This is a genomic window from Pseudomonas sp. TMB3-21, from assembly GCF_054898145.1.
Genome location: NZ_CM142718.1, coordinates 3826614 through 3846628, shown reverse-complemented (window position 1 = coordinate 3846628; position 20015 = coordinate 3826614). Strand labels below are relative to the sequence as shown.

Here is a 20015-nt window from a genome sequence, read left to right as displayed (position 1 = left end):
TTATAGCGGGCAGTCCTCGCGATCCAGACGCTCGCGCAGAAATTCCACCAACGCCTGCACTGGCCTTGAGCCCTGACGATGCTGCGGATACACCGCGGACAATGTCAGCGGTCCTGTGCGAAACTCATCCAGTACGGTGACCAGGCTCCCCTCTCGCAACGCCGCCCCGACAATGAACGTCGGCAGATACGTAATCCCGAGGCCCGCCACCGCCGCGTCCTTGAGCACCTCGCCATTATTGACCCGCATCCGCCCGGCGACATTCACTGCCAGCGGCTTGCCCGGCCCTTCGAAACGCCATTGCACCTGTCGACCATGGCCATAAGGCAAACAATCGTGCCCCTGCAAATCCTCAGGCTTGAGCGGCGTACCGCGCTCCTTCAGATACGCTGGGCTGGCGCAATACACACGATCCACAGAGGCAATCCGCCGGGCAATCAGCGTTGAATCTTCAAGAACGCCAATGCGCAGCGCCAGGTCATAGCCTTCGCCGAGCAAATCCACCGAGCGATCACTCAAGTCCACTTCAACAGTGACGTCCCGGTAGCGCTGCAAAAACAGTGGCAGCAAACAGCCCAGATGCGCCAGTGCAAAGGACAGCGGCGCACTGACCCGGATCGTCCCGCGCGGCTCGCTGGTCTGCCCGGCGATGCCCTGCTCGACTTGCTCGACATCACCGAGCAAGCGCAATGCTGACTCGTAGTAGCTCTGCCCCAGGGGCGTGACGTCGAGACGTCGGGTCGAGCGGTTGAGCAGGCGCACACCCAAACGTTCTTCAAGCTGCATCAGGCGACGGCTGACGAATTGCTTGGACAGGCCGAGCTGATCAGCGGCCGCGGTGAAGCTGCCGGAGTCCATGACCTGGCAAAAAATACGCATATCTTCGAAAGGGTTCATTGTCACGCCTTGGTTGACAGTCAAACACGTTATAGCGGCTTTTTCACTTTCGAGCATCCTATTAATCTGTGTCCACGGTGCTGATGAAGCCCACCTCCATGTGACCTCACAGATTAATTAAAAAGGATTTACTCGATGAACATCGTCAAAAAAACCTTGGCCGCATCCTTCCTCGCTCTCGCCGTCGGCAATGCATCCGCCGCCGGTAGCCCGGGTGTCGAGCACAACACCCAGGCGTTCCTCGAAGCGCTCGCCGCTGGTGGTGGCAAACCGCTTGAACAGCTGAGCCCGAAAGACGCACGGGCCGTACTGACCGGCGCGCAAGCATCGGTGAAGGTCGACCTGTCGGGTGTAGATGTCAGCGAGCGTGCGATCAAGGTTGACGGCCAAACCATCAAGCTGAAAATCGTCCGCCCGGCCAAGGTCAAAGGCAAGTTGCCGGTGTTCATGTTCTTCCACGGTGGCGGCTGGGTATTGGGCGATTACCCCACTCACCAACGTCTGATCCGCGACCTGGTAGTCGGCTCCGGTGCGGTGGCGGTGTACGTCGATTACACGCCGTCGCCAGAAGCGCAGTACCCGACCGCGATCAACCAGGCCTACGCCGCGACCCGCTGGGTGGCCGAGCATGGCAAGGAGATTGGCGTCGACGGCAAGCGTCTTGCGGTGGCCGGCAACAGCGTCGGCGGCAACATGGCGGCGGTCGTGGCCTTGATGGCCAAAGAACAGAAAACGCCGGCGATTCGGTTTCAATTGTTGATGTGGCCAGTGACCAATGCGCAGTTCGACAGCGGTTCTTACCAGCAATTTGCCGAGGGCCACTTCCTGACCAAAAACATGATGAAGTGGTTCTGGGACAACTACACCACCGACGCCAGCGAGCGCGCACAGATTCACGCCTCGCCGTTGCAGGCCAGCGCCGACCAGCTCAAGGGCTTGCCCGCCGCGCTGGTGCAGACCGCCGAGTTCGACGTGTTGCGCGACGAAGGCGAAGCCTATGCCCGCCATCTCGACGCGGCGGGCGTGCCAGTCACGGCGGTGCGATACAACGGGATGATTCACGACTTCGGGCTGCTGAACCCGCTGAGCCAGATCCCGGAAGTGAAGGCTGCGGTGCGTCAGGCGGCACTGGAGCTGAAGACGCATTTGAACTGAATGCTCCCCCTTCGCCACCAGCAATGTGTGGCGAAGCTGCTGTTCTGTAGGAGCCGGCTTGCTGGCGAAGGCGCCCGCAAATGCGCCATCGCCAGCAAGCCGGCTCCTACGAAAAGCGATTGCGCACTCTTCTCCCTCTCCTCCCCGCCGTCTGGAGTTCCCATGTCCTTCTTCCTCGCTCACCTGCTGTCCTGGAGTGCCCTGTTGCTGGTGATCGACACCGTGCTCTGGCATGTGGCGCCGTTCACCCATCGCGTCACTCGCGTCGGCGTGCGTCTGGCGTTGTTTGTGCTGTTCAGCGCGCTGATCATCAACGCTGGCGTCAGCCCCTTGCAGGCGCCGCTTTTGGCCGAGGATCGCGTGGCGCAATTGGGCGCCACGGCGCTGGGGATTCTCTGGTGGCTGTACGCTGCGCGGGTCCTCACCGAAGTGATCGGCCTGGTGCTGATGCGGCGCATCGGTCACAGCGGTCGGTTGTTGCAGGATGTCATCGGCGCGCTGGTGTTCCTGATCGCCATCGTCGCAGCGGCGGGTTACGTGCTGGAACTGCCGGTGAAAGGTTTGCTGGCGACCTCGGGGGTCGTCGCAATCGTTGTCGGTCTGGCGTTGCAAAGCACCTTGAGCGACGTGTTTTCCGGGATCGTCCTCAACACCACCAAGCCGTATCAAGTGGATGACTGGATCGCAATCGACGGCGTCGAAGGCAAGGTGCTCGACATCGACTGGCGCGCCACTCACCTGCTCACCAGCGCCGGCAGCACGGCGGTGATCCCGAATTCTGTAGCGGCCAAGGCCAAGATCGTCAATCTCAGTCGGCCCAATGACCGGCACGGCGTGTCGATCAGCATCATGGTGCCCAATCACATTCGCCCGCGTCGAGTGCTTGATGCGCTGGAGCGCACGCTGCAAGGCAGCAGCCGTTTGCTGCTTGATCCGGCACCAAAAGTCGTGCTCAAAGAGACCGGCGAAACCATGTCCGAGTACGTTGCGAGCGGTTTCATCGCCGAGCTCGGGAAAAAGAGTGAAGTGCGCAATCAGCTGTTCGACCTGGCGCACCGGCACCTTGAAGCGGCGGGTATTTCCCGTCAGCTCGATGGCGTGATCGAACCGACGACCCGTGCCCGTGCCCTGCTCGATGAGGTGAAAATCTTCCGTTCACTGAGTCAGGACGAACGCGATCAACTGGCGCAGTCGATGGTTGCCCAGCAATATGCAGCGGGCCAAGTGGTGCTGGATCTGGGCGAAGTGCCGGACAGTCTGATGGTGGTTGCTACCGGTGTGGTCAGCGCCACCGTGCCCGACGGCAGCGGGCACATTGAAGCCGGCCGCATGGGCCCGAGCGAAGTCATGGGCGAACAAAGCATCCTCGCTGATACACCGTCGCAGGCAACCTTCACCACACTGACCTCGTGCATCATCTACCGCATCGACAAAACCCTGACGCGCAATGTCATGGAGCAACGCACCGAAGTGAGCCGGGCACTGAACAAACTGCAAGCGGTGCGCCAGCAAAACAGCCGACAGGCGTTGCTGGCCAAGCCGGTGCAGATCAAGAAAGGTGGGTTTCTCAGTTGGTTGCAGAAGCGTCAGCCGACGTAGTTTTGGCTAATCAGCTGGCCACAAGATTATTGTGCAAGCAAGACAGTTCTTGTGGCGAGGGAGCTTGCTCCCGCTGGACTGCGTAGCGGTCCCCTGCTTTTTTGTAACAAGGGGGCTGCTTCGCAACCCAGCGGGAGCAAGCTCCCTCGCCACAAAATCTCATCATCACAAAATCTCATCATCACAAAAGATCAGCACCACAAAAGCAGATCACTAGAAAAGCCCTCGCCACAGAGACTCCCCTCACCTTGAGACTGAAAAAAATGCCCGCACAATGGCGGGCATTTTTTTCGCCACAGGACTTACTTCGCGCTCAGCACCGAGTAGCTGTTCATCAGGTTGCGGTAGTTTGGAATGCGCGGCGACAGCAGGTTCGCCAGGCCTTCCATGTCGTTGCGCCAGTCGCCCTGCAGCTCGCACGCCACCGAGAACCAGTTGACCAGTTGCGCACCGGCCGCAGTCATGCGCGCCCAAGCAGCTTGCTGCACGGTTTCATTGAACGTGCCGGAAGCGTCGGTGACCACAAATACATCAAAGCCTTCAGCCAGTGCCGACAGGGTCGGGAACGTCACGCACACGTCAGTCACCACACCGGCGATGATCAATTGCTTGCGACCGGTGGCTTTCACCGCTTTGACAAAATCTTCGTTGTCCCAGGCATTGATCTGGCCTGGACGCGGAATGTACGGCGCATCCGGGAACTGCTCTTTCAACTCAGGAACCATCGGGCCGTTCGGGCCGTTTTCAAAACTGGTGGTGAGGATGGTCGGCAGTTTGAAAAACTTGGCGACGTCGCCCAGGGCCAGCACGTTGTTCTTGAATTCATTGGGCGAGAAATCCTGCACCAGCGAGATCAGACCGGTCTGGTGGTCTACCAACAGCACCACAGCGTCGTCTTTGTTCAGGCGTTTGTAGGGAACATTGCTCATGTGAAACTCCTCGAGGGATGGTTGTCGCTGGCAGCGCCGGCACGTCGGGCCGACGCTTTATCATGTTCATCAGAAAGCGAAACACGAGCAGCCGAAGGCGCCCCAGAAACCGGCAAAGTCACTCACCGGCGCATTCGACAAACGCGCGCGGTCATGGCTGTGCGCGTGCACGCCACACGGCCCGCTGCAATGGTGCACCTGCGCCTGCATCGGAGAAGTCGGCCGCCAGTGTCCCGGCACCTTGGCCACCGGCGACCAGTCCGGCAGCACCGGTACGCTGGCCGGGCCGAGTTTTTCGAAATCTCCGGCGGCGTACACCACCTTGCCGCCGACCACAGTCAACAGTGACTCGATCCACTTGATCGCTTCTTCGTCGACGCTGAAAAAATCCGCGCTCAACGCTGCAAGGTCAGCCAGTTGCCCGACCTTGATCATGCCTTTCTTGCCCTGTTCGGAAGAGAACCAGGCGCTGCCGTGGGTGAACAATTCCAGCGCGGTCTGGCGCGATAGGCCTTCGCTGTGCAGTTCCAGCCCGCCGACCGTGCGGCCGCTGACCATCCAGTACAACGAAGTCCATGGATTGTAGCTGGACACCCGCGTGGCATCGGTGCCGGCACCGACCGGTACGCCTTCGGCCAACATGCGCTTGATCGGCGGCGTCGCTTCGGCGGCTTTGGCACCGTAACGCTCGACAAAATATTCGCCCTGAAACGCCATGCGATCCTGAATCGCAATGCCGCCACCCAACGCCCTCACCCGCTCGATGTTCTGCGGCGTGATGGTTTCCGCGTGATCGAAAAACCATGGCATACCGTTGAACGGAATGTCGCGGTTGACCTTCTCGAACACGTCGAGCATGCGGCTGATGGACTCGTTGTAGGTCGCATGCAAACGGAACGGCCAACGCTGCTCGACGAGGTGGCGGACCACCGGCTCCAACTCGTCCTCCATGGTTTGCGGCAGGTCCGGACGCGGCTCGAGGAAGTCCTCGAAATCCGCCGCGGAAAACACCAGCATTTCCCCGGCTCCGTTGTGGCGCAGGTAATCATCGCCCTGATGCAGCGTGACGCTGCTGGTCCAGTTCTTGAAATCGGTGAGTTCTTCTTTCGGCTTTTGGGTGAACAGGTTGTAAGCGATGCGGATAGTCAGTTGCTGGTCCTTGGCCAACTGCTCGATCACTTGATAATCGTCCGGATAGTTCTGGAAACCACCGCCGGCATCAATGGCGCTGGTAAGGCCCAAGCGGTTGAGCTCGCGCATGAACTGGCGGGTCGAGTTGACCTGATATTCCAGCGGCAGCTTCGGCCCCTTGGCCAGCGTCGAGTAGAGGATCATCGCGTTGGGTCGAGCGACCAGCATGCCGGTCGGCTCGCCGTTGCTGTCCCGGACGATCTCGCCACCCGGTGGATTCGGCGTATTGCGCGTGTAGCCCGCCACTCGCAGCGCGGCGCGGTTGAGCAAAGCGCGGTCGTACAAATGCAGGACAAACACCGGGGTGTCCGGCGCAGCCTGGTTGAGTTCTTCAAGGGACGGCATGCGCTTTTCGGCGAACTGGAATTCGTTCCAGCCACCGACCACGCGCACCCATTGCGGGGTCGGCGTGCGATCGGCCTGATCCTTGAGCATGCGCAACGCATCGACCACCGACGGCACGCCTTCCCAGCGCAGTTCGAGGTTGTAGTTCAACCCGCCACGGATCAGATGCAGGTGCGAGTCGTTGAGGCCGGGGATGACGCAACGGCCCTTGAGGTCGATGACCTGGGTGCCGGAACCACGCAGGGCCATGGCTTCGGCATCGGTACCGACGGCGGCAAAGCGACCTTCGCTGATCGCGACGGCGCTGGCGCGCGGGTTTTCCCGGTCAACGGTATGAAATTGGCCATTGAATAAAATCAGGTCGGCGTTCATCGCGTTTCCTTGGGCTGAGTGGAGGGAGACAGCCAGGGCGCGAACAGGCGCGTCGCCAATGGCATGAACAGATACACCACCGAGAACACGATGGTCAGCGTGATCAGGAACGTCGCGACCACGTAGTTGGAGAGAAAAGCATGCAGTTGCAGCAATGGTCCCCAGAGCAACGGCACCAGCAGCGTGTGCGGCAGAATCACCAGCAGCGTCACCACTGCCTGTTTCCAGCGTGGCGGTGGCGGTGAACCCGCTTCGGCCGGGGCGAACCAGAACTCGTTGACCGGGTTGACTTCAGTCTGGTCGCCATCGGCCAGCATCGGCGTGGCTTCGTTAACAAGTGCCTGGCGCTGGGGTGAATCGAGCCAGCGCTGCATCGCCTCGGTGGAGCAAAAGCGCAGCACGCAGGTGTACAGGTCGAGGCCGGCGTTTTTGCCGCGCATCACATCGACACCTAAGTGCCCGTCCTGCTGCCCGGCGATGCTGACAATGTTGCGCAACCACGCCTCGTAAGCCACTTCAAAACCGGCCTTGACCCGGTGCTTGATAACCAGGGTCACGACTTCATCGAAGCTTTTTTTGGCAAGCTCGGGCTGGATGGAATCAGGCATAACGTAAAGCTCCGGCGAAACGCACATTGAGCGCCAGCCTTCCCGGCCCGGCGATAAAAACGCTGGTGAAAACGATCAACAGTAACCAACCGAACTGCCCTTCGGCGAGGGTCCACTGCGGGTGCACTACCAACATCGCGATCAACAGCACGGACAAAATCGGCAGACAGGCCAGACGTACCAGCGCCCCTGCGATGATCAGCAACGGGCAGAACACCTCGGCGAATATCGCCAGCATCAACGTGACGTGGGCGCCGAGGTTGAAGGGATCTTCGATGAGCTGCAGTTCGGCGCTGTAGTTAAGCAGCTTGGGCAGACCGTGAACCCACAGCAAAAAAAGCCCACCGCTGACGCGCAGGAAAAGCAAGCCGAGGTCGGGAGCGCGTTCATCCCATTGCGATGTGTTCATGGCCCGCCCGCACAGAAAAAAACCGCCGGCGTGGGTGCGCCGGGAATGGTTTGATAGTGCCCGGGTCGGGGGGTTGGGAAATTGGATGTACGTGCTGTTTTTTTCGGAGGAGCTTGCAGATGACCGCTCTCACCCACAGCGGGTTGAGCGACGCCTGCAGGGCCGGAGAATCACTCATTCTCTTCCTCAGGCACAATCTTGCTCTGCGCCAGATACCGATCCAGCGTCTCATTCTGCACCGCAGCCGCGTTATCCCCCGCCACCGCCCACAACTTGCGCTCGATCCCCTGCGTCAGCAAATGCCCCACCGCCGACTCGATCGCCGACAGCACACACAACTGCGCCGGCTCGTTAGTGGTGTAGCCGACTTCAGCCTCGAGCAACTTCTTGAACTCGATAAACTTGAACACCCCGGCACTGCGCCCGACCGAATAAATCGTCTTGCTGGTCATCACGTTCGCCAACACCTGCCCACTGCGCACATCTACCGCACGGAGGTTCACCGAGACCTGATCCACCCGGTACTCCCGGGAAATATCAATCCCCAGATACCGCGCGCCCTCGCCGCCACTGCGCACGTTGGTGTCATACGCAATGATTCCACCCTCGAGCATCAGATTCGCCGCCTGCAACGGCGGCAACTCACCCTGAATATTCACCGGCGTATTGGCCTTTTTCTGCGACGCGCGAATGATCTTGCGCTCGGTCAGCAGATTCTGCAGCCCCTCACGTTCCAGCACCACAAACCAGCCGCTCGCCTGCAACGCATCCATCAGCATGCTCGCCGCGCCCTGGGTCACGCTGGTGGAAAACGAACTGGCCGGGGTCGGTTTGTATTGCCCGGTCTGATCGCGAAAACCATAGACCACCGCCATCAGGCGCCCCTTGGGCCGTGGCATGTTGAGCAGATCGTAATAGGTCGACGCCCGTGGTGTCAGCGTCGGTGATTCGGTGTCCTGCTCGGCACCCATCGGCTCACGCAAACTGCAACCCTGCAACGCCGCCAGCATCAGCCCAACCAGTATTATTTTTTTCATGTCCGTCACTCCCCGTCGACCCGAGTCCCCTTCAAGGGGCCAGTCCATTCACCTGGATTTCAGAAATTTCACCCGTCACCCGATCGGTCACCACAATCGTCAGCGCGCCCGAGTCGTCGAGCACATCGACGATAAAAGCATCGGTGGACAAGCTGCCGGTGTTGCCGGTGGAGATGTTGTCCAGCAACTGCCCGAGCAAGCGCGATTCCAACTGATTGCTGAAGCGCTCCAGCGCTGAGGTGCCGGCCAGCGATGAGCGGCTTTTCAGATCGGGGTCGTCGTAGTCGTTCTGCGATTGCGCGTTATTGAGCAGCCAGGTGCCGTTCAACGGGTTGCCGCCAAACGACGGATTGATCGGCGTGTAAACCAGCTCCGTGGCCTGGACCAGGCCGCCGCTGACAAGGCCAAGCATCCATAAGCCGGTGCACTGCGAGAGCGTTTTGGTTTTCATAATTCGTCCCTCTCAAGGTCCGTGGTGTCCTGCAACAAGGCTTCCAGCTTGCGCTGAACTATCTGTCCGCGAACCCAGTCGGCAGCGTCGGACGCCTCCTCCTTCAGCTCGACGGTGTTGGGCGGCAGAAAGCGCCGGTAAACCAATCGCTGTTGATATTCCACGGTCACCAGGCTGCCCCAGCGCGCCGAAGGTCGTTCGCGTACCACCAGGTTGAAATCCATCGGGCTGGTGGCGCGCAGGCGTTCGGTGAACGCGTAATAAAACTCGTGGCCAATGTGCGAAATCGTGTCATCGACGACGAAACCCAGCAGTTCGTCCTCTTCGGCGGCCGAGGCAAACGAAGCGCTCAATATCAGGACCAAGGCGATGCAGAATCTGTTCATGGCTGCACTCCCGGCGCTGCACCAGGCTGGGCTTTCGGCCCGGGCGCGCCTTCGAGGAAAGCTTTCTCGGCAACGAACTGCCAGTCCGCGTAGCTGGCCATCCCGGTGAAATCCGACCACTGCGCGGGGAAGTCCGCCTGCTTCATCGGCTTGTCCGTGGACGGGCTGTTGAGGCCAGTGATGCGCCCGTCAAACCCACGCATCAAGGTCCATTCGCCGCCGCCAACCGGGTCCGGGTACAGCTGCCGAATGTGGGGCTTGGCATTGGGGAAACGCTCGTCCTGCAAAAGGTCCGCCAGCTCTCTGGGGTACTGCGCCAGACCTGGCGAACTGCGGTAATAGCTGCGCAAGGCCTGCGCGTATTGGGTGCCGACCCAGAGCAACTGGCGCTCGCGATCGCGCTTGGAGGCGGTCGACCACAATTGGCCGGCACTCGCCAGGCCCATGCCCATCAGCACGATCAGGAACAGCACGCCGAGGTAGGTGATACCCTCCTCGCCAGCCGGCTTACCACTCGGAATAAAGGCTGCCATCGCGCGCCCTCCCGGTGGCACCGCTTTTGATATCGGCCACGCCGCCCGCCACGCCGTCCGGCGGCGCGACCAGCACCCAAAGGTCCTTGCGCTCGGCAATCGGATCGGTTGGCGGGTTGCGCAGGTAGCGCTGCTCCACCAGCTGCTCGATGGAATCGGGATAGCGCCCGGTGTCGCCGTAATAGTGATCGAGCGCCTCGCGCATGGCGGACAGGCTCTGGCGCAGCGTGGTCTCTTTCGATGCTTCGAGGCTGTTGAAATAACGCGGCAAGGCGATGGTCATCAGGGTGGCGATGATTGCCATGACCACCATCAGTTCGAGCAAGGTAAAACCCTTTTGCCGAGTCATGATCACCACTCCCGATACGCGATGCCGTTGAGCCCCTTGCCACGCGATTGCGAGTAAACGTCAAACACGTCCTCGCCCTCGCGCGGGTTCAGCGCCGTGCTGTCATAAGAGCGCACGCCCCAGCCGCCTTCGTCATCACGCTTGACCGGTGCCAGCGGATCGCGCGGCACGCGGCGCAGGAAATAGAACTTGGCACCTTTGGCACTGCGCACATCGCGCACGCCTTCGACCAGCACTTGCAGGTTCGGCGGGTAACCGCTGCTGTTCAGCGACTTCTCGATGTACCCGGCGTCGAACGCACGTTTGTAGGCGTCGATGGCGTCGCGAATCTGGTACAGCGCGGTACGCAATTGCTGCTCTTTGCCCCGACGCACCACGGTCTCGGTCAGGGGCGCAGCCATGCCGGCCAGCAGGCCGATCAGGGCCAGCGTCACCACGACTTCGATCAAGGTAAAACCGCGCTGCGAGGCGTTCATGATCAAGGCTTCCCGACAACGACTGGGGCGTTGACCGCGACCGGATGGTCGAGGCCCGCAGGCTGAGTCGAGGTCTGCATGCGCCGGTCCGGTGCCTGGATGTGCAGACTGGTTTCGGTGCCGGTGGGGAATTCCATGTCCGACGGGCTCTGGTACGGCAGGTTTCGTACGATGCGCGGCGTGATCGACAGCACCAGCTCGGATTTGCCAACGGTGTCCTTGTTGCTGCCGAACAAACGGCCCAGCCCGGGGATGTCGCCAAGGCCTGGAATCTTGTTGCCGGTGGCGCCGTGATCGTTGCGCATCAGCCCGGCGAGGATCTGCGTTTCGCCGTCATGCAGACGCAAGGTGGTCTGCGCATTACGGGTGTCGACCTGCACGGGAATGGTGCCCTGCCGGGTCGGCTCAAGCGGCGTTGCGTTACTCACTTCCAGCGCGATCTTGATCGCGACTTCACCGTTGAGGTGCACGGTCGGCTGCACTTCCAGCTTCAGACCGACGTCCAGGTAAGTCACGCTCTCGGTGATCACCGGCCCTTGGGTGGAAGGCACCGACGTGGCGCTGATGATCGGTACGCGCTGACCAATGTGGATGCGCGCCTGTTCACGGTTGCTGACGCGAATCACCGGACTGGCGAGGGTGTTGATGTCGTTGTCCTGCGCGTTGATCTTGGCCTGTGGCGACGGCGAAATGCTGATCCGGCTAGAGTTGATGCCTTTGAGCTGATCGAGCAACGTCACCGCCGAGCCATCGCTGTTGACCACGCCGAAGGTGTTCGGCCACTGCAGGCCGAGGTCGAGAATCCGCTGGGTGGCGACTTCCATCACCTCCACTTCCAGCACCACTTCGGGGTTGGACTGGTCCTGCGACTGCAGGAGCTTTTCCGCCATGCGAATCGCGTCTTCGCTGTCGCGCATGGTCAGGGTGTTGAGGCGTTCATCAACGAACACGTCGCGGGTCTTGAGCATGGTTTTGATCATGTTCAGCGCGGTGTTGGCGTCGATGCTCGTCAGGTAAAAGGTACGCATCACCAGCTCTTGATAATCCTTGAGCTTTTGCGGCGAGTCCGGGTAGATCAGCAAAGTGTTTTCGTTCACCACTTTCTGATGCAGCTGGTTCTGTTGCAGCAGCAGTTCCACGGCGTCTTCAATGCGCACGTCACGCACGAAGATGGTGGCTTTCATGTCCGGGCGCAGGTCTTTGTCGAAGATGAAATTCAACCCGGCGACCTGCGACAGCACTTCGAAAATGGTCTTCAGGTTGGCGTCGCGAAACTCCAGGGTCACCGGCCGATCCAGCCGTGTGCGCAGTTGCGGATACGGGATGACGTTGCGGCTCTGCACCAGGCGAATATTGCCTTGCAGTTCCAGCGCGCCGTCGTTTTTCGGGTCCAGTTCGAGGATCTGTTTGACCTGGCGATCGGCGCCGTAAATGTCGCCGCGACGCAGGTCGCCCCGGGCCAGTTCGAGTTTTTCATCCATGCTGCGCAGGTAGTCGAGCTGGCGCAACGCGTCCTGCGCACGACGGTTGTTCGGTTCGATGGTCAGCACCCGGCTGTAACCCATGCGCGCCTGGGGAAAATCACGGTGCGCACGGTCGGCATCGGCTTCAGTCAGCAGCGCAGTGATCGCTTTCGCACGGCCGCTGTTCAAGGCCAGATGCAGTTCCGTGTCACGAGGATTTTCACGCAGGCCATCTTCGATCCGCGCCAGGCCGGCTTCGTACTGGCCCTGTTCGATCAGGTCGGACGCTTCCTTGTTGGCGACCTGGGCCGAACTGCACGCGGCCAGCGCGGTGCACAGGCACAAACTGGTCAATAAACGGGATCTGTTCATTGCGCGCTCCCCACAGACAACGTCTGGGATAAATGCAGAGGCAGGTAGACCAGGCTCAATTCCACATCGGAAATACCCTCGATCCGCCACGTTTCGTCGATCACATCCCCTTTGCGTACGACGTATATTTTCTCGCCGTTCTGCAGAAAAACCTGCAAGTCGGAACGGTCATCCATGCGGCCAACAAACTGGAACGGCATCGGCGGTGCAGTGGGGACTTGCACGACCGGGGCGACGCTGATGGGTTGTTCAATGACGGTGGCGATCTTCGGTGCGGCTTTCCAGCTGCGCGCGGCGAAAAGGTCACCGGCCGGGCTGAGGTCCTTGACCACGGCGGTTTTCTTGCTCGTAGAAGCCGCCGGCAGCGTGCCGACGTTTGTGCCTTTGGCCGGGCGGGCCACCACGGCGACCACATCGCTGTTGTCCGTGGGCATCAGGTATTCAGGCAACCAGGCCAGCGCCGCCGCGACGACGAAGAAACCGAGCCATCCCGCTACGCGTTTGGTATTCATCATGACCTCGACAAGTAAAGGGTCATGCGGATCCGGCCGGTCAGGTCGGTGTCGGCGATCTTCTTGCGCTGGAACTCGACGTCTTCCACCACCACGGCCGGCAGTTGCAACAGCAAGGCATGCAGAAAGCGCCGCAGTTGCGGGTAGCTGCCGCGCACGGGCAGCAGAATTTGATAACGCGCCAGGTGAGTTTTCGGATCGATACCCAAGGCGTATTCACCACGGGCCAGGGTGATGTGTTCCTGCGCGGCCAACGCGTAGATTTTGTCGATGGCGACCGTGGCCTGCGGTTGTGATGGCAGCTTGCTGCGGAAGTCATCGAGCTGGCGCTGCGGCACCACTGGTGCGGCGACGCTGCCGTTCTCGACGCGGGCCAGGTACTCGCCGGCTTCGCGCGTCTGCTGGCTGAGCTGTTGCAGCGATTGCCAGTCCGGCATCAGGCCCGCCAGGCCATACACCAACGCCACCAGCACCATCGCCAGCCCCGCAAGTCCTGGCACGCCGAGCCCTTGCAGATATTCGTGGACGATCAATTTAGGGATTCGCATCGCCAATCTCCCAGGTAGCCGACAGGTTGAATTGCACCGGGCGTTCCGCCACGTTGGCGACGATTTCGTGGCTCAGCAGCGACACATCGGAGAGCTCGTCGCTGGCTTCGAGGTTGCGGTGGAAGCCGAGCATCGCTTCCAGGTCTTTCGCCTCGGCGCTGATCCGCACCTGACCTTTGCGCGCATCCGGGGTCAGTGCCAGCAGCGCGATGTTGTCCCGTGGCATGCTTTCGAGCATGGCGAACAGGTGCTCCCATGGCCGCCGCAGCTGTTGCGAGACCTTGCGCATTTCCGCGAGGTTTTGTGCCTGTTCGCGGGTTTCGGCCGGGGTCAGGCTGGTCTTGCTGCCACTGTCGCCGGTAAGCACACGCTGCGCGGTTTGCAAGTGGCCTTGCTGTTGCGCCGCCTGCTCACTGAGGTGGTGCTGGACGAACAGGCAACCCACCGTTAATACGGCGCCGACGGTGAGCAGGCTCCAGCCCAAAGGACCGGAGCGGCGACGTGGCTGAAAATCGAGCATCAGCGGGCGCATGTCAGGCCACCGCCCGGGACATCACGTACAGGTAATCGCGTACGTGGGTCCGGTCTTCTTCGAGGGTGCGCAACTGCACACCGGGCACATCGGGTTGCACGTCGACACGCGCCGGCGCATGCAGATAAAGGTTCAGCGGTCGCTCGCTGGTCGAGGCCTGCAACTGACTTTCGCGGCCGATCAGCGCGCTCAATGCGGCGTCACTGTCACCAGTGCCGACGGAGCGCACCGAGGCCCAGCGCCCTTCGCGGGCCACCAGCAGCACGCTGCGCACCGGCTCGGCGACCACGAACAGAAAGTCACCAGCGTCGAAGCTTTTGTCGAAGTGATTGAACGCCGCCATCAGGTACGGTTGCACCGAACCCAGCCGCACTTCGCGCGCGCTGGCGAGGTTGCGCAGACGCTCGAGCAACTCCTGCGGCAGCGCCGTGGCTATGCGGTCGTAACCGGCAGGCTCCGGCGACAACACAACGTTCCAGGGCTGGGTCGGTACGCCATACAGGTCTTCGAAACACAGCGTGGCGAAACCGAGCAATTCGGCCGGGCTGCTGATCTGGTCGCTCCAGGGCACCAGGCAAAAACGCCCGAAGTGCCCGGAAATTACCACGCTCAACTCAGCCCCAGGGCGAGTGTGTTCTGCGAGCAGGTGGTCGAGGGTTTCCAGCGCCACCGACCAGGCATGAAAACCTTCGTCGATGAAGCCGACGCTGCCCAGCCACAGGGTTTCGCTGCCCTTGCGCTGGCCGAGGCCGACGCCACTGGCGCCGAGCACGGCGATAAAACGATCACGAGACAAAAGTGACACGATTGATCTCCTCGAGCGTGGTCCGCCCTGCCTGCACCAGTTCCAGCGCCGACTCGCGCAGCAAGCGCAAGCCTCGTTTGCACGCGTGAGCCTTGATCTTCGAAATCGGTTGGCGCTCGACGATCATCTGCCGCAGCTCGTCGTCCAGGTGCAGTAACTCGGCAATCGCCGTGCGCCCGCGATAGCCGGTGCCACGGCAATTTCCGCAGCCTTTGCCATGCACAAATTGATAGTGATCGACCTGCCGAGGATCGAGCCCCGACGCCTGCAACTCTTCATCGCTGGGATTGCTCGGCGTACTGCAGGTGGCGCAGACCAGGCGGATCAGCCGTTGCGCCAGCACCGCATTGAGCGCCGAGACCAGGCTATAGGGGTCGATTTCCATCTGGGTGAAACGGCCGATCACGTCGAACACGTTGTTGGCGTGAATGGTGGTGAATACCAGGTGGCCGGTGAGCGCCGATTGCACGGCGATCTGCGCGGTGTCCGGATCGCGGATCTCGCCGACCATGATCTTGTCCGGATCATGGCGCAGGATCGAGCGCAGGCCCCTGGCAAACGTCAGGCCTTTTTTCTCGTTGACCGGAATCTGCAGCACGCCCGGCAACTGGTATTCCACCGGGTCTTCGATGGTGATGATCTTGTCCACGCCGTGGTTGATCTCGGTGATCATCGCGTACAGCGTGGTGGTCTTGCCGCTGCCGGTCGGGCCGGTCACCAGCACCATGCCGTAGGGTTCGGCGGCGAGGCGGCGCAGTTGACGCAAGGTCTCGTCTTCGAAACCCAGCGCCTGCAACTGAACGCCACAGACCTTGTCGGCCAGGTCCTGTTTGTCGAGCACCCGCAGCACGGCGTCTTCGCCAAAAATGCTTGGCATGATCGACACGCGGAAGTCGATCTGCCGCCCGCTGATGCCGATCTTGAAGCGACCGTCCTGGGGCACGCGTTTCTCGCCGATGTCCAGCTCGGCCATGACCTTGACCCGCGATAACACCTGTTCGGCGAACTCGCTGCCCTGGATTTTGCTGATGTTGTTGAGCACGCCGTCGATCCGGTACTTGATCACCAGACCGCTGCCGGTGGTGCCCAGGTGGATGTCGCTGGCGTGCATTTTCAGCGCGTCGTACAGGGTCGAGTTGACCAGTTTGACGACGACACTGGCGTCCTCGCTGATGCTGGTCAGGGACAGACTTTGCAGGTTGTCGATTTCGATATGGGCGCCGGCCTGGGCGTTGAGCGATTCCACCGCGTGAAAACTTTCTTCGTGACGCGCCAGATAGGCTTTGAGGTCATCGGCATGCACCAGGTACAGCGGCGCGCCGTGCAGGCAGTCGTCGATCCAGGCCAGACGGCCGCTGTCGAAGGGGTCGGCAAACACGCCGATGACAGCGTCGTCGTGGCGCAGCAGGATGAATTCACGTTTGAGGCATTGGGCCAGGGTGACCCGGTCGAACACCGGCGTGGCGCTGAACAGGGTGTCGGTGTCGAGCACCGGATAATGCAGGGTCGCGCCCAGGCACTGAATGAACGGCCTGGGCGCCAGTTCGCAAAGCACCCCGAGGGCTTCGAGCATGCGCTCGCCGGAGGTGGTTGCACGAGCGCGGGCCTGGGCCAGTTGTTCGCTGGTGAAACGGGACGGTGTGCAGTCCAGCAGCGCCGGCTCTACGGCAAGGGATAGAAGGTCCATGGCTTGCTCTCCAACGCCGGGGGCTTGAAGCCCTGTCGACGCGGCGAGCAGTTACGGCGAGAGCCGAACCTCTTGTCGCGTCACTAATCCCCGGTGAGCAATTGTTCGTCGTCTGGTGCCATGGAAGTCGACGGGTTGCGTCGACGATCTGCCAGCACCCAACTGCCGTCGTACAACTGCAGCGGGAAACTCTCGGTCCTGCTCTGGCGTCGTTCGACGAAACCTACGGATGTGTCCATGCCTGCTCTGGGTTCGCGCTTGATTCCCAGAAGATCACAAACTGCACGGGCCAATTCCGCCAACGGAAAGGGTTTGAACAGGATATGGCTGACGCCCAACTGGCGGGCCCGTTCGCAAACTTCGGCGGTCGGGTGCCCGGTGATCAGCACAAAATGACACTTCCCGTTCTGGCGGACGGCATCGAGCACCTCAAAACCTTCCATATCAGGCAAGCGGTAATCGAACACCATCACATCGGGTGCAAAACGTTCGGCTTCACCGATTCCCGCCGCACCTTCATGTGCCATCCGGACGTCCAGACCTTGCGCTTCAAGGTATTCCTTGAGGTTTTGAGCAAGGAGTTGTTCGTCTTCAACAACCAGTACTTTGTTTACCAAGGTGGACTCCTTGAAACCGCAGGTCCGAGAAACGTACCTGGCGGAGTGCGCGCCTTATTGAGGCTAACGCACACTTCATGCCAGGCTTAGCGCCGGTTCTATTGCCGCTGCATGTCGTTGTAATTCATGGAAAAGCCAACTGGTCCTGGCACCCCGCCCCCCAACTGTGGGGAAGCGTACGGAGAGGGTCAGATCCTTTCCCCACTATTGGGGGGGAAACTTCAGTCATCGTCAATCCGTTCGATTCGATTGCTTGATCGCAACTGAGCCAAGACCTGTTCCCGCACTTCAGCCTGTTGCTGTCGGGCAAGGTGCGCCCGAACTATTTCAAGCCCTTCTTCTTCTGAGACATCGGCGGCCTGCATGTGGTTCTCAAGAATAATCAGATGCCAACCCACTGCCGTGCGCACGGGCTCACTGACCGCGCCGGGTGTGAGCGCAAACGCGGCGGCGTCGAACTCCGGCAGCATGCGCCCGCGAGCGAAGTAGCCGAGGTCACCGCCATTGCTGGCCGAGCTGTCTTCGGAACCCCTTTGAGCCACGCTGGCAAAGTCCGCACCCTGGCTGATTTTTTCCTGCATTTTTACCAGGCGTAGCCGCGCTGCTTCGACTGTCGCGGCATCGGCACCGCCAGGCACTTTGACCAGGATGTGACGGGCCTGAATTTGCTCGGGCCGGCTCATCGCGGCGCGATGTTCGGCGAAGAACGCACGCACCTGTTGCTCATCCGGTGCGCTGCCCTTGGTCAATTCGGCGAACACTTGCTGCGCCGCCAGCTCGCGGCGGGTGTACTCGACAAATCCCGGCTCGTCGAAACCGGCATCGCTCAGGCGTTGGGCAAATTTGTCCGGGCCGCCAACGGCCTGGCGAGTTTGCTCGACCTGCGCCTGCACCGTGGCGTCGCTGATCACCACCCCGCGCTTGACGGCTTCCTGCCACAGCAATTCGCGGTCGATCAGGGTGTCGAGGGCCGCCTGACGCAGCTGTTTGTAGGCCTTGGGATTGCGAATGTTGCCCACGGCGCGCCCCTGATCCTCGAGGAATTCAGCGAAATAGCGTTCGAGGCGCATCTCGGAGATTTCTTCGCCATTGACCCGTGCAGCCACCGGACCATTGTTGGCGAACGCGACTGGCAGCCACAACGCAAGCAGGATCAACACGCTGGTGATTTTCATGATCGGCCTCCGCTCAGGGCATTGCGGCAATGGGTTTATAAGGGGCGACCCGATAGAAGCGCTGGTCGGGCAGCTCCACGGTGACGATGTGCGCACCACTCAGGCCCAGGCGTCGACCCGGGCCGAAGCTGATCAGCGGGGTCAGGCCGGTCTCGAAGTCATGCAGGCCTTCCAGGGCGCTGACCAGTTTCTCGCGACTGGCATCGCGCCCGGCCTGCTTCATGCCTTCGCTGAACAGCAGCATCGAACTGTAGGCGCCGACCTGCAGCACCGTGTGCTCACCGCCCAAACCTTGATGTTCGCGCAAACGGGTCAGGGCCGTGCGCCCGGCCAGGGTCCAGTCGCTGGGCACAAACGGGTAAGCGAGAAACACCCGCCTGGAAAAACCACTGGGCACCTGCATCAGGTCCCCCGCCACCTGGTTCGAGGCGGCGAACAAATACGGCACCTGCCCGGCGCTTTGCAAGCGTTCGGCAAGCTTGCTGAAGCCGCCGCTGCTGCCCAGGTAAAACACCGAGCGCGAGCCCAGTGGCAACGCGTCCTGCGTCACGTCATAGGTTTGCAGACTGACGTTTTGCCAGGCGCGGTCCTGCAAGTACTGAGCGAGATTCTGCGCGGCCAGGCGCTGGTTCGACTCATTCGGATGGATGATTAAGGTCGGCCCTTGCAGCACGCGCAAGCGCTCGGCGGCGTAATCAGCGAGCGCGATCATCTGTTCGCGCAGGCCCGGCAGCAATTCGAAAATCTGCCGACTGCTTTGCGCGCTGCCCAACAGCGACAGTGGCCCGATCAGTGGAATGCCGGCGCTTTCCAGGCGCTGTGCCAGGTCCGTGCCCAGTGCCGGTGCCAACGGTGCAATCAGGGCGAACACCTGTTCTTGCTCGATCAAGCGCTGCAAGGCCTGTTCGGCGCTGGCGCGGTCCGGGCCCGGATCGACAATCGTCAGATGCACTTGCCGACCGTGCAGGCCGCCGGCCTCGTTGATGCGCGCGACACTGCCGTTGAGTACCGCTGCGACGGTGGCGCCCTCCTCGGCCAACGGCCCCTTGCTCGGCAGCAAAGTGCCCAGGTGCAGAGTTCCCGGGGTCAGCCCTGGATCACGATCATCAGCAATCCGCTTCAGGTAGGCGCTCAGGTTGCGCTGGTCCTTCATCGACAGGACGAACCGTGGCATCGCCGGGTCGAGCCGATGGTTACCCGGATCGCGCCCCTGCTGAACCGCCCGCGCCAGGCTGCTTTCGGAATAGGCCGGATAGTTACGGCCGTTGATTTGCTGCTGGCCGTAGGTGCTGCTCAGTCGCGACCAGCTGATATCGGGCGGGCGCACGCCACCTTCAGGCCGCCCGAGGCCATCGGCGCCATGGCAGTTGGCGCAGGGCAAACGGGTGGCGGGCAACAACACGTCCGCCGCACCGACCCGCGCCATGATCGGATCACCGCTGGCCGACACGCCCTCGCGGTAAAGCCGCTTACCCGCGCTTTCACTGGGGCTGAGGGGCAGCGCGTGCACGGTCAAACTGAGACCACCGAGCACCAACAGGCAGAGGGCGAATGAAGTGTTCACGGC

The 20015-nt window shown here is 61.3% G+C and carries 22 protein-coding genes; 2 read left to right on the top strand and 20 right to left on the bottom strand.

Going from position 1 to position 20015, the window contains the following annotated elements:
* A complete protein-coding gene (locus ACYZTS_RS17640; protein ID WP_028622632.1) occupies window positions 1-897 on the bottom strand; it encodes a LysR family transcriptional regulator in 897 nt (298 codons plus the stop codon).
* Between the two features lie 135 nt (window positions 898-1032).
* Here ACYZTS_RS17640 and ACYZTS_RS17635 point away from each other — a divergent pair, with 135 nt between their 5' ends.
* Both ACYZTS_RS17635 and ACYZTS_RS17630 read left to right on the top strand, forming a co-directional pair.
* On the top strand, window positions 1033-2052 hold the full coding sequence (locus ACYZTS_RS17635; RefSeq protein WP_461990848.1) for an alpha/beta hydrolase: 1020 nt from the start codon (window positions 1033-1035) through the stop codon (window positions 2050-2052).
* A 162-nt stretch (window positions 2053-2214) separates the two neighbouring features.
* A complete protein-coding gene (locus ACYZTS_RS17630) occupies window positions 2215-3651 on the top strand; it encodes a mechanosensitive ion channel domain-containing protein (protein ID WP_461990846.1) in 1437 nt (478 codons plus the stop codon).
* Between the two features lie 302 nt (window positions 3652-3953).
* Here the strand turns inward: ACYZTS_RS17630 and ycaC are convergent, their stop codons facing one another.
* The 19 genes from ycaC to ACYZTS_RS17535 form a co-directional block, all read right to left on the bottom strand.
* Window positions 3954-4580: an isochorismate family cysteine hydrolase YcaC gene (ycaC, locus tag ACYZTS_RS17625; protein ID WP_028623251.1), complete on the bottom strand. Its 627-nt coding sequence runs from the start codon at window positions 4578-4580 to the stop codon at window positions 3954-3956.
* A gap of 69 nt (window positions 4581-4649) precedes the next feature.
* Entirely contained in the window at window positions 4650-6488 is a 1839-nt protein-coding gene (locus tag ACYZTS_RS17620) for an amidohydrolase (RefSeq protein ID WP_461990844.1), read from the bottom strand.
* Window positions 6485-7096: an antibiotic biosynthesis monooxygenase gene (locus tag ACYZTS_RS17615; protein ID WP_461990842.1), complete on the bottom strand. Its 612-nt coding sequence runs from the start codon at window positions 7094-7096 to the stop codon at window positions 6485-6487. Before ACYZTS_RS17615 ends, ACYZTS_RS17620 begins: the two co-directional genes overlap by 4 nt.
* Entirely contained in the window at window positions 7089-7505 is a 417-nt protein-coding gene (locus ACYZTS_RS17610; protein WP_028623248.1) for a DoxX family protein, read from the bottom strand. The genes ACYZTS_RS17615 and ACYZTS_RS17610 overlap by 8 nt, the downstream gene beginning before the upstream one ends.
* Window positions 7506-7675: 170 nt before the next feature.
* A complete protein-coding gene (locus ACYZTS_RS17605; RefSeq protein ID WP_028623247.1) occupies window positions 7676-8542 on the bottom strand; it encodes a CsgG/HfaB family protein in 867 nt (288 codons plus the stop codon).
* Window positions 8543-8573: 31 nt separating this feature from the next.
* Window positions 8574-8993: a curli assembly protein CsgF gene (locus tag ACYZTS_RS17600; protein WP_461990839.1), complete on the bottom strand. Its 420-nt coding sequence runs from the start codon at window positions 8991-8993 to the stop codon at window positions 8574-8576.
* Window positions 8990-9379: a curli production assembly/transport protein CsgE gene (csgE, locus tag ACYZTS_RS17595; protein ID WP_461990837.1), complete on the bottom strand. Its 390-nt coding sequence runs from the start codon at window positions 9377-9379 to the stop codon at window positions 8990-8992. Before csgE ends, ACYZTS_RS17600 begins: the two co-directional genes overlap by 4 nt.
* Window positions 9376-9912: a type II secretion system protein gene (locus ACYZTS_RS17590; protein WP_461990836.1), complete on the bottom strand. Its 537-nt coding sequence runs from the start codon at window positions 9910-9912 to the stop codon at window positions 9376-9378. Before ACYZTS_RS17590 ends, csgE begins: the two co-directional genes overlap by 4 nt.
* The gene (locus tag ACYZTS_RS17585; protein WP_028623243.1) at window positions 9887-10261 is read right to left on the bottom strand and encodes a type II secretion system protein; all 375 of its coding nucleotides are present in this window, start codon (window positions 10259-10261) and stop codon (window positions 9887-9889) included. Before ACYZTS_RS17585 ends, ACYZTS_RS17590 begins: the two co-directional genes overlap by 26 nt.
* A 2-nt stretch (window positions 10262-10263) precedes the next feature.
* Window positions 10264-10737, bottom strand: coding sequence for a type II secretion system protein (locus tag ACYZTS_RS17580; RefSeq protein WP_461990834.1), 474 nt, complete (start codon window positions 10735-10737; stop codon window positions 10264-10266).
* A 2-nt stretch (window positions 10738-10739) separates the two neighbouring features.
* Entirely contained in the window at window positions 10740-12572 is a 1833-nt protein-coding gene (locus tag ACYZTS_RS17575; protein WP_461990832.1) for a secretin N-terminal domain-containing protein, read from the bottom strand.
* Window positions 12569-13084, bottom strand: coding sequence for a hypothetical protein (locus tag ACYZTS_RS17570; protein ID WP_028623240.1), 516 nt, complete (start codon window positions 13082-13084; stop codon window positions 12569-12571). The genes ACYZTS_RS17575 and ACYZTS_RS17570 overlap by 4 nt, the downstream gene beginning before the upstream one ends.
* Window positions 13084-13632 (bottom strand): GspMb/PilO family protein, encoded by a 549-nt coding sequence (locus tag ACYZTS_RS17565; protein WP_461990831.1) that lies wholly within the window; start codon window positions 13630-13632, stop codon window positions 13084-13086. Before ACYZTS_RS17565 ends, ACYZTS_RS17570 begins: the two co-directional genes overlap by 1 nt.
* Window positions 13619-14164 (bottom strand): PilN domain-containing protein, encoded by a 546-nt coding sequence (locus ACYZTS_RS17560; RefSeq protein WP_028623238.1) that lies wholly within the window; start codon window positions 14162-14164, stop codon window positions 13619-13621. The genes ACYZTS_RS17565 and ACYZTS_RS17560 overlap by 14 nt, the downstream gene beginning before the upstream one ends.
* A gap of 1 nt (window position 14165) precedes the next feature.
* Window positions 14166-14969 carry a hypothetical protein gene (locus tag ACYZTS_RS17555; RefSeq protein ID WP_028623237.1) on the bottom strand — a complete coding sequence of 268 codons (804 nt, stop codon included), beginning with the start codon at window positions 14967-14969 and terminating at the stop codon, window positions 14166-14168.
* Window positions 14950-16656 (bottom strand): GspE/PulE family protein, encoded by a 1707-nt coding sequence (locus tag ACYZTS_RS17550; RefSeq protein ID WP_461990829.1) that lies wholly within the window; start codon window positions 16654-16656, stop codon window positions 14950-14952. Before ACYZTS_RS17550 ends, ACYZTS_RS17555 begins: the two co-directional genes overlap by 20 nt.
* 83 nt (window positions 16657-16739) lie before the next feature.
* Window positions 16740-17273 (bottom strand): response regulator, encoded by a 534-nt coding sequence (locus ACYZTS_RS17545; protein ID WP_461990827.1) that lies wholly within the window; start codon window positions 17271-17273, stop codon window positions 16740-16742.
* A gap of 221 nt (window positions 17274-17494) precedes the next feature.
* Complete coding sequence (locus tag ACYZTS_RS17540; RefSeq protein ID WP_461990825.1) at window positions 17495-18448, bottom strand: peptidylprolyl isomerase; 954 nt, start codon at window positions 18446-18448, stop codon at window positions 17495-17497.
* 13 nt (window positions 18449-18461) lie between these two features.
* Window positions 18462-20012: a cytochrome c/ABC transporter substrate-binding protein gene (locus tag ACYZTS_RS17535; RefSeq protein WP_461990823.1), complete on the bottom strand. Its 1551-nt coding sequence runs from the start codon at window positions 20010-20012 to the stop codon at window positions 18462-18464.
* Between the last annotated feature and the right edge of the window lie 3 nt (window positions 20013-20015).

Coding starts and splice junctions, on each gene's coding strand:
- ACYZTS_RS17600 (WP_461990839.1), bottom strand. CDS start 8,993: ATGAAAACCAAAACGCTCTCGCAGTGCACCGGCTTATGGATGCTTGGC.
- ACYZTS_RS17635 (WP_461990848.1), top strand. CDS start 1,033: ATGAACATCGTCAAAAAAACCTTGGCCGCATCCTTCCTCGCTCTCGCC.
- ACYZTS_RS17540 (WP_461990825.1), bottom strand. CDS start 18,448: ATGAAAATCACCAGCGTGTTGATCCTGCTTGCGTTGTGGCTGCCAGTC.
- ACYZTS_RS17620 (WP_461990844.1), bottom strand. CDS start 6,488: ATGAACGCCGACCTGATTTTATTCAATGGCCAATTTCATACCGTTGAC.
- ACYZTS_RS17575 (WP_461990832.1), bottom strand. CDS start 12,572: ATGAACAGATCCCGTTTATTGACCAGTTTGTGCCTGTGCACCGCGCTG.
- ACYZTS_RS17630 (WP_461990846.1), top strand. CDS start 2,215: ATGTCCTTCTTCCTCGCTCACCTGCTGTCCTGGAGTGCCCTGTTGCTG.
- ACYZTS_RS17560 (WP_028623238.1), bottom strand. CDS start 14,164: ATGCGCCCGCTGATGCTCGATTTTCAGCCACGTCGCCGCTCCGGTCCT.
- ACYZTS_RS17565 (WP_461990831.1), bottom strand. CDS start 13,632: ATGCGAATCCCTAAATTGATCGTCCACGAATATCTGCAAGGGCTCGGC.
- ACYZTS_RS17605 (WP_028623247.1), bottom strand. CDS start 8,542: ATGAAAAAAATAATACTGGTTGGGCTGATGCTGGCGGCGTTGCAGGGT.
- ACYZTS_RS17610 (WP_028623248.1), bottom strand. CDS start 7,505: ATGAACACATCGCAATGGGATGAACGCGCTCCCGACCTCGGCTTGCTT.
- ACYZTS_RS17615 (WP_461990842.1), bottom strand. CDS start 7,096: ATGCCTGATTCCATCCAGCCCGAGCTTGCCAAAAAAAGCTTCGATGAA.
- ACYZTS_RS17585 (WP_028623243.1), bottom strand. CDS start 10,261: ATGACTCGGCAAAAGGGTTTTACCTTGCTCGAACTGATGGTGGTCATG.
- ACYZTS_RS17580 (WP_461990834.1), bottom strand. CDS start 10,737: ATGAACGCCTCGCAGCGCGGTTTTACCTTGATCGAAGTCGTGGTGACG.
- csgE (WP_461990837.1), bottom strand. CDS start 9,379: ATGAACAGATTCTGCATCGCCTTGGTCCTGATATTGAGCGCTTCGTTT.
- ACYZTS_RS17570 (WP_028623240.1), bottom strand. CDS start 13,084: ATGAATACCAAACGCGTAGCGGGATGGCTCGGTTTCTTCGTCGTCGCG.
- ACYZTS_RS17550 (WP_461990829.1), bottom strand. CDS start 16,656: ATGGACCTTCTATCCCTTGCCGTAGAGCCGGCGCTGCTGGACTGCACA.
- ACYZTS_RS17640 (WP_028622632.1), bottom strand. CDS start 897: ATGAACCCTTTCGAAGATATGCGTATTTTTTGCCAGGTCATGGACTCC.
- ycaC (WP_028623251.1), bottom strand. CDS start 4,580: ATGAGCAATGTTCCCTACAAACGCCTGAACAAAGACGACGCTGTGGTG.
- ACYZTS_RS17590 (WP_461990836.1), bottom strand. CDS start 9,912: ATGGCAGCCTTTATTCCGAGTGGTAAGCCGGCTGGCGAGGAGGGTATC.